The organism is Ferviditalea candida (assembly GCF_035282765.1).
Classification (GTDB): domain Bacteria; phylum Bacillota; class Bacilli; order Paenibacillales; family KCTC-25726; genus Ferviditalea; species Ferviditalea candida.
This window is the reverse complement of the sequence record NZ_JAYJLD010000028.1, coordinates 1-13,180: the sequence shown is the minus strand read 5'-3', so window position 1 is coordinate 13,180 and position 13,180 is coordinate 1. Positions and strand designations below refer to the sequence as shown.

At 51.4% G+C, this 13,180-nt stretch carries 15 protein-coding genes; 12 read left to right on the top strand and 3 right to left on the bottom strand.

All coding sequences use genetic code 11. The features are described 5' to 3' along the window. The first annotated feature begins 166 nt into the window (after positions 1 to 166). Together VF724_RS15990 and VF724_RS15985 are read left to right on the top strand one after the other, a co-directional pair. The gene (locus VF724_RS15990) at positions 167 to 1,348 is read left to right on the top strand and encodes a F510_1955 family glycosylhydrolase (RefSeq protein WP_371755260.1); all 1,182 of its coding nucleotides are present in this window, start codon (positions 167 to 169) and stop codon (positions 1,346 to 1,348) included. Continuing rightward, complete coding sequence (locus tag VF724_RS15985; protein WP_371755259.1) at positions 1,349 to 1,519, top strand: hypothetical protein; 171 nt, start codon at positions 1,349 to 1,351, stop codon at positions 1,517 to 1,519. Between the two features lie 331 nt (positions 1,520 to 1,850). Here the strand turns inward: VF724_RS15985 and VF724_RS15980 are convergent, their stop codons facing one another. Beyond that, the gene (locus VF724_RS15980; protein WP_371755258.1) at positions 1,851 to 2,018 is read right to left on the bottom strand and encodes a LysR family transcriptional regulator; all 168 of its coding nucleotides are present in this window, start codon (positions 2,016 to 2,018) and stop codon (positions 1,851 to 1,853) included. Positions 2,019 to 2,084: 66 nt separating this feature from the next. On the opposite strand from VF724_RS15980, the gene liaF reads away from it, so the two are divergent. The 4 genes from liaF (at position 2,085) to VF724_RS15960 (ending at position 5,360) form a co-directional block, all read left to right on the top strand. Then, on the top strand, positions 2,085 to 3,023 hold the full coding sequence (gene liaF, locus VF724_RS15975; protein WP_371755257.1) for a cell wall-active antibiotics response protein LiaF: 939 nt from the start codon (positions 2,085 to 2,087) through the stop codon (positions 3,021 to 3,023). Positions 3,024 to 3,074: 51 nt separating this feature from the next. Then, positions 3,075 to 4,154: a sensor histidine kinase gene (locus tag VF724_RS15970; protein ID WP_371755256.1), complete on the top strand. Its 1,080-nt coding sequence runs from the start codon at positions 3,075 to 3,077 to the stop codon at positions 4,152 to 4,154. Next, the gene (locus tag VF724_RS15965) at positions 4,132 to 4,782 is read left to right on the top strand and encodes a response regulator (RefSeq protein ID WP_371755255.1); all 651 of its coding nucleotides are present in this window, start codon (positions 4,132 to 4,134) and stop codon (positions 4,780 to 4,782) included. The genes VF724_RS15970 and VF724_RS15965 overlap by 23 nt, the downstream gene beginning before the upstream one ends. 110 nt (positions 4,783 to 4,892) lie before the next feature. Beyond that, positions 4,893 to 5,360, top strand: coding sequence for a GNAT family N-acetyltransferase (locus VF724_RS15960; RefSeq protein WP_371755254.1), 468 nt, complete (start codon positions 4,893 to 4,895; stop codon positions 5,358 to 5,360). A gap of 64 nt (positions 5,361 to 5,424) precedes the next feature. Here the strand turns inward: VF724_RS15960 and VF724_RS15955 are convergent, their stop codons facing one another. Beyond that, a complete protein-coding gene (locus tag VF724_RS15955; protein WP_371755253.1) occupies positions 5,425 to 5,775 on the bottom strand; it encodes a hypothetical protein in 351 nt (116 codons plus the stop codon). Between the two features lie 229 nt (positions 5,776 to 6,004). Here VF724_RS15955 and zwf point away from each other — a divergent pair, with 229 nt between their 5' ends. From zwf to VF724_RS15940, 3 genes are read left to right on the top strand one after another with little or no spacing between them, the layout of a single operon-like run. Next, a complete protein-coding gene (zwf, locus tag VF724_RS15950; RefSeq protein ID WP_371755252.1) occupies positions 6,005 to 7,555 on the top strand; it encodes a glucose-6-phosphate dehydrogenase in 1,551 nt (516 codons plus the stop codon). 47 nt (positions 7,556 to 7,602) lie between these two features. Next, entirely contained in the window at positions 7,603 to 8,226 is a 624-nt protein-coding gene (locus VF724_RS15945) for a cyclase family protein (protein WP_371755251.1), read from the top strand. Positions 8,227 to 8,241: 15 nt separating this feature from the next. Then, positions 8,242 to 9,822 carry a peptide chain release factor 3 gene (locus tag VF724_RS15940; RefSeq protein ID WP_371755250.1) on the top strand — a complete coding sequence of 527 codons (1,581 nt, stop codon included), beginning with the start codon at positions 8,242 to 8,244 and terminating at the stop codon, positions 9,820 to 9,822. 204 nt (positions 9,823 to 10,026) lie between these two features. Here VF724_RS15940 and sspI read toward each other — a convergent pair whose 3' ends face one another. Then, positions 10,027 to 10,230, bottom strand: a complete 204-nt coding sequence (gene sspI, locus VF724_RS15935; RefSeq protein ID WP_371755249.1) for a small acid-soluble spore protein SspI — start codon at positions 10,228 to 10,230, stop codon at positions 10,027 to 10,029. A gap of 163 nt (positions 10,231 to 10,393) precedes the next feature. Between sspI and VF724_RS15930 the strand changes: the two genes are divergently transcribed. From VF724_RS15930 to VF724_RS15920, 3 genes are all read left to right on the top strand, one after another. After that, positions 10,394 to 11,056, top strand: a complete 663-nt coding sequence (locus VF724_RS15930; RefSeq protein WP_371755248.1) for a potassium channel family protein — start codon at positions 10,394 to 10,396, stop codon at positions 11,054 to 11,056. A 2-nt stretch (positions 11,057 to 11,058) separates the two neighbouring features. Further along, positions 11,059 to 11,880, top strand: a complete 822-nt coding sequence (locus VF724_RS15925) for a TrmH family RNA methyltransferase (protein WP_371755247.1) — start codon at positions 11,059 to 11,061, stop codon at positions 11,878 to 11,880. Positions 11,881 to 12,633: 753 nt separating this feature from the next. Then, positions 12,634 to 12,975, top strand: a complete 342-nt coding sequence (locus VF724_RS15920; protein ID WP_371755246.1) for a hypothetical protein — start codon at positions 12,634 to 12,636, stop codon at positions 12,973 to 12,975. The last annotated feature ends 205 nt before the right edge of the window (positions 12,976 to 13,180 follow it).

The window sequence follows — 13,180 nt, the reverse complement described above, 5'->3', positions numbered from 1 at the left end:
TTCAAAAAAGGATTTTAAGCGGTAATTCTTCCCACCATTCAAAATAAGTCTCGCGTCCAGGGGGTTGTGGTGCTTTTGTAGGAGGCTTGCGCTTGTTTGGGAAAATTGCTTACAATGTAAGAAAAACTTCTATCAAAATAGATGTTAGGAGACAGTGAGACTCATCATGGCAAAAATCATCAAAAACATTTCAAAAAAGACCGTTCCATTCGCAACAGTCCTACTCACCTTTGGGGCCTTGCCGTATAGCGCCGCTGCGGACGGCGTGCAGGACGAGATTAACAAAAGCGCCTATCTTTATGGAATTTATTTTATCGGCTGGGTGATCCTGTTTCTCGCTTTTTTTGCACTCTATTTCATCTCCCGAAAACCGGGCGGCGAAGGAGGTGCATCCGCAGGCCGGAAACGGCTGCTGTATCGCTGGGGATGGATCATTTCTCTGGCAGGGGCGCTGATTACCGGAGCCTTCTTTATCCCGGAGTTGTCCAACCTCAAGCCTGCGCCTCAGAAGCCTGAGCTGGTCGAAGCGGACATTCTGAAGCATGTGCACGGCCTGGGCTTCTCGCCCGACGGAAAGCAGCTTTTGATCCCATCGCATTACGGACTGGCGGTATATGAAAATCATCAATGGAAGCAAGGCCAAGGGGATCGGCACGATTATATGGGATTTGCCGCGGTGGACAACGGTTTCTACAGCAGTGGACATCCGGCGGACGGTTCCGGCCTGAAGGAGCCGTTGGGCATCGTCAAGAGCACGGATAACGGCAAGAGCCTGAAGGTTATGGACCTTCACGGCATCAGCGATTTCCACGTCTTGGCGGCGGGATATCAATCGCATGCGATATACGTTTATAATCCGCAGCCGAATTCCCGAATGGATTCGGAGGGGCTTTATTATACATTGGACGAAGCAAAGACGTGGAACCAAAGTGCGATGCAGGGCGTCTCGGGCACGCCGTTCACGTTGGCCGTCCACCCTTCCAAGGCGTCGATTGTGGCTGCCGGCAATCAAAATGGCGCTTATCTGTCAAATGACCATGGGCAAAGCTTTGCCCCCATTGCCAAGGATATTCATACGTCCGCCGTCTATTTCAGCTTGGAAGGACAATTGTACATCGGAGGGATAAAAGGGGAGCAAAGCGTCCTGTTCCGTCTTGACCCGGATTCCACCGAATTGAAGAAGCTGGGGATTCCGGCCATGACGAACGATGCGATCGTCTATATTGCGGAAAATCCGAAAAATCCCGAACAGCTGGCGATCGCCACATTTGAAAGGGATGTTTACCTGTCCAACGACCGGGGAGCGACCTGGGAAAAAATCGCGGACAAAGGGAAGAAGGCAAATTAGATGAGAACAGAGAGTCAGATCAAGCGAAAACTAAATGAGCTGCTTATGCAAAAACGGTCTTTGGAAGCTGTGGGAGATCAGGCGGCGGAGGATCAAATCGCCCGGCTTGAGGATCAAATCCTGCTGCTGGAGTGGGTTTTGAACGAGCCGACCGGGAGCTATCACGTGTAAGCGGAGCCGTTCCCGTTCTTCTGCTTTTTTTTTTGCTGAGCACAAACTCAATAAAAGCTTTCGTGGAAATCAGGTTATTCGTTTTTAATACGGCAAGGCCCGTGATCCGCCTGATGAACGTCGTCAGATCGACGATCAACATTTTGGGGCTCAAGAGCGTTAAGGCGACGAGCTTTGAAGAGAAGGCAACGCCCATATCCTCTTCGACCAATGCTTTAATGATTTCGCTGTTGCTCTCTTCGGTAACATAAGGAGAAGTGTTTTTCGCTCTTTCCAATTCGGATAACACGCGTTTGGCATAGATGATGAACTCTTTGCCCGCAGGCGTTAATTAAAGCGAGCGGGTGGTGCGAAAAAACAGATCGACGCCGAGCTCGTCCTTCAGCTTTTCAATTTGCTGCGACAGCGTCGGTTGAGAAATATATATTTCATCGGCGGCCAGCGAGAAGTTCATATATTTCTCAACGGCCAGAACGTATTTCAACTGATGAATTTCCATCTCCAATTACCTCGAAGATTTATAGTTTTGAACTATTAATATTATAGATAATATGGATTGTATGGGATGATCTGCTTGGTATCCTGCGACAAGACGATACCGGGCCAGCTCATGGCCGCCGCGCGCCTGAACATTCCGTCGATCGTCGTGGCCTGCGGCTACCAGCCGGGCGGGCAGTTCCGCGGAGAGCATATCGATATCGAGGATCTCTGGATTCATGCCGTCCGCAGGGAAACCCGCCGGAATCAATTATCGGTTCCCGAGCTGGAGGAGATGAGCCTCAATGCGGTCCTTGGGCCCGGCGTCTGCGCAGGCATGGGAACGGCAAACACCATACCGAAAGGGGGGGAAAGGGTGGACCGACGCAACCGCAACACGGCCCTCGTGCTCATATCGGCTGGCCTGTTAATATTGCTGTATAAGCTGCTCGGCTTCTTCACCCTTTCCGCCATTTTGATTATCGGTCTGGGTATATATAAGATTCTGGCGTACGAAGAAAATAAATCGGGATATGCGCTTCTCGTCATCGGCGGTTTGATGCTGCTGGGCCACCATCTTTCGATTGTCGTCGGGATCGTCCTGATTTCTCTGGGCTATTTTTTCATCAAATCGAAACGGGCTCAGCGAGACGACGATTATCTTCGGCGGCAAAATTTGCTGGAAAGCATCAAGTGGGACCGCGAGCCTTGGGGGCTGCGGAGCATGAGCGTCTGGTGCGTGATCGGAGAGATCCGCATGGATTTGTCCTTGGCGCTTATCGAGTCCGAAGAAACGACGGTGATCGTTCACGGGGTGATCGGCGATGTCAATCTCATCGTCCCAGAGGAACTGGGGTTATCGGTGGAAGCATCGACCCTGTTCGGACAAATCAAAATCGGACAGGAGCGGAGATCGGGACTGTTGAACCATGTCGTTTGGCAGTCGCCGCATTATTCCGAAAGCGCTCATAAAGTGAAACTGCTGGTAGCCTACACCGTAGGAGACATTGATGTCAAAATCTTGTAGGCTGCTGCCGGCACGGAAGGATATGCGCCTGAAAGCGGGGAGGACGGAGCCTTGAGTCAGGATACGAAAAAATTAACGAATATGATCTGGCGTTCCATGGGGGACACGATCCTTCTCGGTCTGTTTTTGTGTGTCCTGATCCTTTATTTGTTGAGCTCGCAGGGCTATATCCGACCATTCGATAACTGGCTGCAGGGGCTCAAGCTGGCGGCAGTTTTGCTCGCCATTGTCGTAGGCGCCGGAGCGGTAACCGGATACAGGTTCAGCAGCAAGATTCAGCAGCGTCTTGAGCAGCTGCGGGAAGCGATGATTCTCCTGGAAAAAGGAAATCTGTCGCGTGCCGTTCCCCCGCTGGGCAACGATGAAGTCGGCAGATTGGGGGAGCAGCTGTCCAGAATCAGCAAAAGATGGGAGGAGCAGGTGAGTTCCCTGCAGCGCCTATCCACGCATAATGCCGAATTGGCGGAAAAGGCGCGTTATTCCGCGGTGATTGAAGAGCGGCAGCGATTGGCGAGAGATCTGCACGATGCGGTCAGTCAGCAGCTGTTTGCGATTTCGATGACGGCCACGGCGGTCGGACGGACGCTGGAGAAGGATTTTGAGAAAGCGCGGAGGCAGATCTCCCTGATCGAGGAGATGGCTTCGGCCGCCCAATCCGAGATGCGCGCCTTGCTCCTGCATCTGCGGCCCGTGCATCTGGAAGGCAAAAACTTGCCGGGCGCGCTGAACGAGCTGCTGCTGGAGCTGAAAGCCAAGGTGCCGATCGAAATAGCGGCGGAAATCGAGGAAGACGTCCGCTTGTCCAAGGGAATCGAGGACCATCTGTTCCGCATCGCCCAAGAGGCGCTTTCCAATACGCTGCGGCATTCCAAGGCCAGCCGGATGGAAGTGAGGCTGTATGCATCCGGGGGCATCGTCAGGCTGCTGGTTCGCGATAACGGCATCGGTTTCGATCTGAATGTCAAGAAGCAAGCCTCTTACGGCATAGTATCGATGCTGGAAAGAGTCAATGAGGTCGGAGGCTCGATGAATATCATTACGGCTCCGGGCAAAGGGACCCGGATCGATATCCGCATTCCGATCATGACGGAAGGGGAGGTGAACAGCGATGTCAGAGAATCAACCGATTAAAGTGCTTTTGGTGGACGACCATGAAATGGTGCGGATCGGACTTGCCGCCGTCTTGAGCACGGAGGATGGTCTGGAGGTCGTCGGGGAGGCCGGCGGCGGCATGGAGGGCATTCGCCTGGCGCAGGAATACAAGCCCGATGTGGTGCTGATGGATCTGGTCATGGATGGAATGGACGGCATCGAGACGACGCGGAGGCTGCTGCAGATTCACCCGGAATGCAAAGTCATTGTGCTGACCAGCTACTTGGACGATGAAAAAATGTATCCCGTCCTGGAAGCGGGGGCCTTCAGCTATCTGCTCAAAACTTCACGCGCATCGGAAATTACTCAAGCGATCTATGCCGCGGCAAGAGGACAGTCGATTTTTGAGTCTCAAGTCGCTTCCAAATTGGTGAACCGCTTCCGACAGCCCCGAGAGGAAAACAAGCCTCATGAGGATTTGACGGAACGCGAAATGGAAGTGCTGAAGCTGATTGCCAAAGGAAAATCCAACCAAGAGGTGGCGGATGAGCTGTTTATCGGCGTCAAAACCGTCAAATTCCACGTGACCCACATTCTTGCCAAGCTTGGTGTGGAGGACCGGACGCAGGCGGCGATTTATGCCGTGAAACGGGGTCTGGCGGAATAACTGCAAGTTTTCGAATATTTGTGCAATACGGGTAATCATCCAAGCCAATCGTTTAACCGGCGCATAGGATAGTTCAACATAACCTATGTATGAGCGGAGGCGGTGGGCGGATGATACGGATACGCAGGAGGAAACCTGCGCTTGACGACAAGCGCATCATCAGTTTGATCAAAAATCAGCTGTATACTTTAACTCTGAAGGCGTTCCCCGATCTGAAGTTCGATGACAAACAAGTGAAGAAAAGACTGAAGGACGGTGTCACGTTTGTTGTCGTCAAGCGGCCTGGTCCTGCGAAAGGCTTTATTACCTTTGTTGTGAAAGACGGTGTTCTGTACCTAGACATGTTGGCCGTGCATCCGTCCTTACAGGGCAAAGGATGGGGGACAAAGCTGATGCGGCGGGCGGAAAATTACGGAATCCGCCGGGGTTGCAAGTATTCGACGCTGTATGTCGATGAGCTGAATGTAAGGGCCCAGACATTATACAAACGGTTGGGTTACCAGGAATACAGATTTGAGGATACAATCAAATGCTACTTATATTTCAAGGAGCTGCCTGCGAAAAAGAAGCGCTCCTGAACAGGGAACGCTTTAGCGAATATAAAAATCCGGGCTGACAGAAGGCCCGGATTTTACGTGAGTTTTACCAAAGCGCCGACACGTTGAACAGATAGACGATTTGCTTGATATCCAGCGAGAAGGGGGAGCCTTGCTGGATCTGCGGGAGTGCTTGAACCGGAACCGGGAAAGCTGTCTGATAAATATTGCTCGGCTTCATGGTTTTGGCCGCCTTGGTTTTGGCCCGGGTCTTCTTCTTTTTATTGCGGTTCGAAAGCGTATCCGCTTCCTGAGGTCCATCGTTGAAGTATAGCTTTCCATCCTCCACCCTGCTTAGGACACCGGTATATTCCCTTCCTTCGCCGGTTACAGCATACAGGGTTTGGTTGACATGCTGCTTGCAGACGTTTTCCTCGAGCGGAAAGATCAATTGCATTGCAGAACACCTCCTGGTTTTGCATATTTTTGTTGCAGCTGAAATGGGTTCTTTTTTCTTTTACTTTATTCATGCAAAGGCGGGTGTGTATGGTCGAATAACCCGGGTGGCGCCCGCCCAATTTTTGCGGCCGTATTTTGTTTGGATTGCGAATGGAATGTGAAATGGGGTTGTGATAAACTAATCAATGATGCGGCAAGACGAAACTTATATAGAGAGTATGAGGAAGATGGAAGAGTACGGGAACATGGAGAGCTTACCCTTGGAGAGCACTGTGTTTTTTATTTTCGGAGCGACGGGGGATCTGGCCCGACGCAAATTGTACCCCGCGCTGTACAGCTTGTATTGCGACGGGAAACTGGATGAACGGTTTGCCGTGATCGGATTGGCGAGACGGGAAAAAACCAATGCGCAGTTCAGGGATGACGTATACCGGTCGATCAAGGAGTTTGCCCGGCATCAGCTGAAGGACGAAGAGCACTGGAACCGTTTTGCGGATCATTTTGAATATATGCCGTTGGATATCGACGATCTTTCAGGGTTTTACAAGCTGCGGGAATTGACGGAACGGATGAACGAAAAATTCAATATTCTCGGCAACCGGCTGTTTTATTTGGCATTGGCGCCGGAATTGTTCGCGACCGTATCCAACCATCTGAAAAATTCGGGCCTGCTGGATTCGGAGGGCTGGACACGGCTGGTCATCGAGAAGCCTTTCGGCTACGACTTGGATTCGGCGAGAAAGTTGAACGATCAAATCCGCACTGTTTTTCAGGAGGAGCAGATTTTCCGGATCGACCACTATCTGGGCAAGGAAATGGTGCAGAATCTGGAGGTCGTCCGGTTCTCCAACGCTTTTTTTGAGCCGCTATGGAACAACAAGTACATCGCCAATATTCAGATCACATTGAGCGAAACGGTCGGTGTGGAGGAACGAGGCGGATATTACGATAAATCGGGCGCCCTGCGCGATATGGGCCAAAATCACATCCTGCAGATGATCGCCATGATCGCCATGGAGCCGCCGAGCCGGATGCATCCGGAGGATATCCGCGATGAGAAGGTCAAGGTGCTGAGATCAATCCGCAAATTTTCCTCACCCGATGAGGTCGCCCGCATGGTGGTTCGCGGCCAGTATGCGGAAGGCACTTTCAAAGGGGAGAAGGTGCGGGCCTACCGCCAGGAAGACAAGGTCGATCCGCAGTCGGAGACGGCGACTTATTTCGCCGCCAAAGTGTACGTCGATAATTTTCGTTGGTCGGGCGTTCCTTTTTATGTGCGGACAGGCAAGCGGCTGCCGGCGAAAACGACGGAAGTCGTGGTTGAATTCAAGAACGTGCCGGACAATGTGTATTTGGCCAAAAAGCATAATCTGGAGCCGAATCTTCTGGTTTTTCGCGTCAATCCCGTCGAAGGCATCTACATCAAGTTCAACGCCAAAAATCCCGGGGCTGATTTCAAAATCACACCCGTGGCCATGGATTTTTGCCAGAACTGCAACATCGGCATCAATACGCCGGAAGCCTATGAGCGCCTGCTCTGCGATGCGGTGCGCGGGGATTCCACTTACTTTACCCGCTGGGATGAAGTTGCACTTGCTTGGGAATTTGTCGATCCGATTGCTGCCGCATGGACCGAGGGAAAGGACAGGCTGATCCGCTATCCGGCAGGCTCGTGGGGCCCTGCCGAGGCTGCGGAGCTGCTGGCGCGCGACGGCTTCAAATGGTGGCCGGTGAACGGTCAGCGCGAAGGAGAGCTGATTTGGGTGGCTCCGAGCTGAGGCAACGTGCTGCAGCTGCAAGCAACAATCCGAGGAGGTAACGTCCGATGTTCAAGATCTACGATATTTCCATGTCGATTCATGATCAAATGCAGGTCTACAAGAACAAGGCTTCAAAACGGCCGGAAATCCGGGTCATGCACGATTTTAGCGTCGGCAGGGTTTATGAATCGAGAATCAGCCTGGATGCGCACACGGGAACGCATCTCGACGCGCCGCTGCATATGTTGGAAAATGGAGACACGATCGAGACAATCCCCTTGGAGCGGCTGGTGAGCACAGCCAGGGTCATTGATCTGACGCATGTCGAGGAAAGCATCGGCCGCGGGGATTTGGAGCCGCACGCGCTTCAAACGGGAGAATGGGTTCTGCTCAAAACGAGAAATTCCTTTTCCGAGGAATTTGATTACGGATTTGTGTACCTTCGGGAGGACGGCGCGGAATATCTGGCCGAACGCATGATCAAAGGCGTCGGAATCGACGGGCTGGGGATCGAACGAAGCCAGGAAGGCCATCCCACGCACAAAGCTTTGTTTTCCCGCCAAATTCTCATTGTTGAGGGATTGCGATTAAAGGATGTACCCCCGGGCACTTATATGCTGGTAGTTGCTCCTCTTAAGCTCAAGGGGATCGAAGCGGCTCCGGCCCGGGCATTTCTGCTGGGAAACTGAAAGGAATTTGTCAAAATGAATAAAACGATTACGAAGGAATTGGAACAGGAAGTCCAAAAAAGACGGACGTTCGCCATTATCTCGCATCCCGATGCAGGTAAAACGACATTGACCGAAAAGCTGCTGCTGTTCGGTGGAGCCATCCGTCTTGCAGGTACGGTCAAAGGGCGAAAAGCCAACAAATACGCCACTTCCGACTGGATGGAAATCGAAAAGCAAAGAGGCATTTCCGTCACCTCCAGCGTCCTGCAGTTCGATTACAAGGGCCACCGGATCAATATTCTCGATACCCCCGGTCACCAGGATTTCAGCGAGGACACGTACCGGACGCTGACCGCAGCCGATAGCGCCGTCATGTTGATCGATTGCGCCAAAGGGGTGGAGGAGCAGACCAAGAAGCTGTTTCAGGTTTGCCGGAAGCGGGGCATTCCGATTTTTACGTTCATCAACAAGCTGGATAGGGAAGGCCGCAACCCGTTTGAGCTGCTGGAAGAGATCGAAGAGGTGCTCGGGATCCGCTCCTATCCGATGAACTGGCCGATCGGCATGGGCAAGCAGTTGTGCGGAATTTACGACCGGCGCAAGACTCAGGTCGAGCTGTATCAGGGGAAGGACCATGAACGGATCGATGTCAAGCCGGTCGCCGATTACCGCGATCCGCTGATTCGGGAGATGGCGGGCGATTATTTGTTTGAATATACCGGGGAAGAGCTTGAGCTTTTGGATGTCGCCGGGGACCCGTTCGATGAGGAGAAGGTGCAGCGGGGCGAATTGACGCCGGTATTTTTCGGCAGCGCGGTCAACAACTTCGGGGTGCAGACGTTTCTGGAGAATTTTCTGGCGATGGCCCCGCAGCCTGCTTCCCGAAACAGCGACAAGGGAGAGATTCAGCCGACCGACGAGAAATTCTCCGGTTATATTTTCAAAATCCAAGCGAACATGAATCCTGCGCACAGGGACCGGGTGGCATTTCTGCGGATCGTCTCCGGCAAGTTCGAGCGGGGAATGTCGGTTAAACATGTGCGCGCGGGCAAAGAGATCAAGCTGTCTCAGCCGCAGCAGTTTCTGGCGCAGGACAGGGAGATTGTGGATGCGGCATATCCCGGCGATATCATCGGATTGTTCGATCCGGGCATTTTTCGGATCGGGGATTCCTTATCTCAGGGTGAAGACCGGGTGTTCAACGAACTGCCTACGTTCCCGCCCGAATTATTCGCCAAGGTGGTCGTAAAGAATGCCTTGAAGCATAAGCAGTATCAGAAGGGCATTGACCAATTGACGGAGGAAGGAACGATCCAGGTTTTCAAAACGATCGGCTTCGAGGATATTATCCTGGGGGTTGTCGGACAGCTTCAATTCGAAGTCTTCGAGCATCGGATGAAAGGGGAATACGGTGTCGATGTCGAGCTGCACCGCCAGCCGTTCCAGTATGCCCGATGGGTTGTCGGGGAGGTTGATCCCGGCAAATTCCGGATCAATTCGATGCTGGTTAAAGATAAGAGAGGCGATTATGTTGCGCTGTTTGAAAATGAATACGCCATGCGGACGTCGATGGAGAAGAACCCGACGCTGCAATTTCTGGAGCAAGCGCCTTGACCTCAATCGCGGCAATCTTAAACGCGATGAAAATGCAACCCTGCGAGAAGTCCGCAGGGTCTTTCGTTTATTTACAATCAAGGACCGGATGCTTTAAGCATTTTGCACGGATGCCAGAACTGCATAACAATGCCGGAACTATCGAAAAATAGGGACTGTAAAGTTAAGCTTGAATCGTCCCGATTGGATTAAAGAACGCAAAAATTATGCAAGGTGCTCCTTCAATGTCAGGACAAGTTCTTCTCTTGTGTTCTGCTCGCAATGTTTCCAGATGATTTCGAAGAGCACGCCGAGTCCGGGCAGCGTCCGTTCATCCGTATCGATGGAGCCGTCTATAATATCGAGCAGTTCAGCTTCGTCTTTGCCTTGAACACGCTGAATAATCGCCTGGCGCAAATTCAAATTCATGGGTTGACCTCCTATGTGTATGTGTACCGTATTTAATATGCGCAATTTTTAGGAAGCTCATGCCCGGTATTGATTTTTGTCCTGTTGGGTTAACGTTCCAAAAGTATGCTATAATATGTGATGAATCTTATTGGCCCTAACTGGGTTGCTGGAGGAAATAACAATGAAGAAGCAATTTGCAGTCATCGGTATGGGCCGATTTGGCTCCAGTGTGGCCAAAACTCTGTACAATCTGGGTTTTGAGGTGCTTGCCATCGATTCGAATGAAACCCGAACCCAAGAGGTTGTCAACATGGTCACTCATGCCGTCCAGGCGGATTCCACGGATGAAGATGCCTTGCGCGCGCTGGGTATACGCAATTTTGACGTCGTGGTGGTGGCGATCGGCGAGGACATCCAATCCAGCATATTAACCTCCTTGATCTTGAAAGACATGGGCGTTTCCATGCTGATTGTAAAAGCGCAGAATGAATTGCACGGAAAAGTGTTGGCCAAAATCGGCGCTGATAAAGTGATCTACCCGGAAAGGGATATGGGGCAACGGGTTGCTCATAACCTGATCTCTCCCAACATTCTGGATCATATTGAATTATCTGAGGATTACAGCATCGTCGAAATCGGGGTTTCCCATCAGATGGCCGGAAAAACGCTCCGACAGTTGGATATCCGCGCCAAATACGGCTGCAACGTAATGGCCATAAAGGGTGACGGAAAAATGAACATAGCTCCCCACGCGGATGATGTCATCAGACCCAACGATGTATTGGTCGTCATTGGGAAGAACGAGGCTCTGCACAATTTTGAGGTTTCGTTCTCGGATCGATGAAGATGGAAATTCGTTCGGTAAATAATCCCAAGGTAAAGCAATGGGCGGAGCTTATGACCAAAAAGGGGAGAGACAAGCAGGAGAAATTTCTCACCGAGGGCATTCATCTGGTGCAGGAGGCCCTTGCGTCGGGAGCTCGTATCGAGGCCTTGATCTATTCGCTGGAACGGGGGTTTCCTGATGAAGTCGATAGGGGCATGATAGAAAGCGGCCGTCCTTTAGAAATATTCGGTGTGGCTGAAGCGGTGCTGTCCAAAATTACGGATGCGCGGAGTCCGCAGGGGGTATGCGCGGTCATTGAGAAACCGGGGATACCGTTGGAGACGCTGCTGAAATCGGAACCGTCGCTCGCAGTTCTTGTCGACGGGGTTCAGGACCCGGGCAATCTGGGCACGATCATCCGCAGCGCGGATGCAGTCGGCGCCGATGCCGTTATCGTGGGACAAGGTACTGTAGATGTCTATAATCCGAAGACTGTGCGCTCCACTATGGGATCTCTCTTTCACATCCCAGTTGTGGAAGCGGATTTGCCGCAGCTGCTCCACTCTATGCAATCCGAGCCCATCCAGATCGTCAATACGAGCCTTCAAGCGCAAATGTCCTGTTATGAGGCGGACTTCACCCGCAGAACCTGGTTTCTGGTCGGCAATGAAGCCGGCGGCGTATCGGCGGAGGCGGCCCAATACGCGGATACACATATCAAAATTCCGATGCACGGGCAAGCGGAATCGCTGAACGTCGCGATGGCCACCACGGTTTTGCTGTATGAGGCGCTGAGGCAGCGGCATTACCCAACGCAAATAAACTCATATCAAAGCAAATAAACTCGTATGATTGCAAATAAACTCGTATCAAACAGGAGCATAGCCGGAGTATTTCCCGACAACCAGGCAAGCCTTTGCAGGGGCTTAGTAGCCGGAGATTGAAGCGGAGAGTACGGGGAACATCCAAGGCATAGCAAGGGTTTGTCGCGAGGCAAAGGGCAAGGCTTCTCCCCAAATCCTCCTTGATCCTTATCCCTGTTATAATACGACTTTATTTTCATTTTCCAAGCATACTTCCCCATTCATTATCCCTATATTTTCCATTTTGCACGATTCTCCGGAGAAAAGCGAGGGAAAAGAATGTGAAATTTACCAGTAAATTAGCGTTTTTGACATCTATCTTGTTATTACTTGTGGTTATTTACAGTTTTATTGTTAATGTGTCTGCGTATCAACTAACGCTTTTTGGATCTCGCTATGTCATCTTTAGTTCAATAATTTCATTGATTTTACATCTTGCCGGGTTTTATCAGGATAAAGCAAGGAGAATTGTTCTAGTATTCAGCGGCATCATTCCGTTAGCAATATTAAGCTGGTTTATAATTGGCTTTATTGCGTGGGCTTATAAGGGAATATGATGATAACCGTTCAAATGACAATAGCGGAAACGGATGGTTGCTTGCTTGGCAACAGTTTTTATTTCCACCGCCAGCAAACAGGATAGTCAACCAGGCAAATGGAAATAAATGGAATGTCGGTCGGATCTATAGGAGATAGCCTCTCGGAATTCGAGTGCTGCTGAAGGAGTGGAAAATGAAACCCATTTTCAAAAATAGGCAGATCCCGATGAAAAAGAGGAGTTTTTTAAAAAAATTAGGCGGCAGCAGCCCTTCTTCCTGCCCTTCTTCGGTTTTCCCTTGCGCCTTTTTTTTTCTTGGGTTTAAGGTGCTTGTCTGCTGCGGCCCAAAGACGTGGAAAGAAGTCGCAGAACGTACCTGCGCCGGGGATGTTGTCCATGGTAAAACCGCTGAGAACGGCGTAAAGGGGCGTGCGCTTCATCTCGTTGACCCATTCGGTGATTCCCATGGCGGGATTGGTCATCAGGAGGAGGCCGGAAATTGGCGAGGCAAGCGCGGCCAGCAATTTAGAATGTGAAGACGGCGGTTCATCACGTCATCACATCCCGTTCTCTTCCGCCGCGATGCTATTTTCTCTCTTGTTGCCTCCATCGGTTAGTAACCTCCTATTGATTCGGAAGGCTAGCCGGCTAACCCATGCCGCCATTATAACCGAGGCACCTGCGGTAAGACGATGAAAAAGTTATGTGGAAACGTTATTCTGTTTTCACTACCCGTGCGCC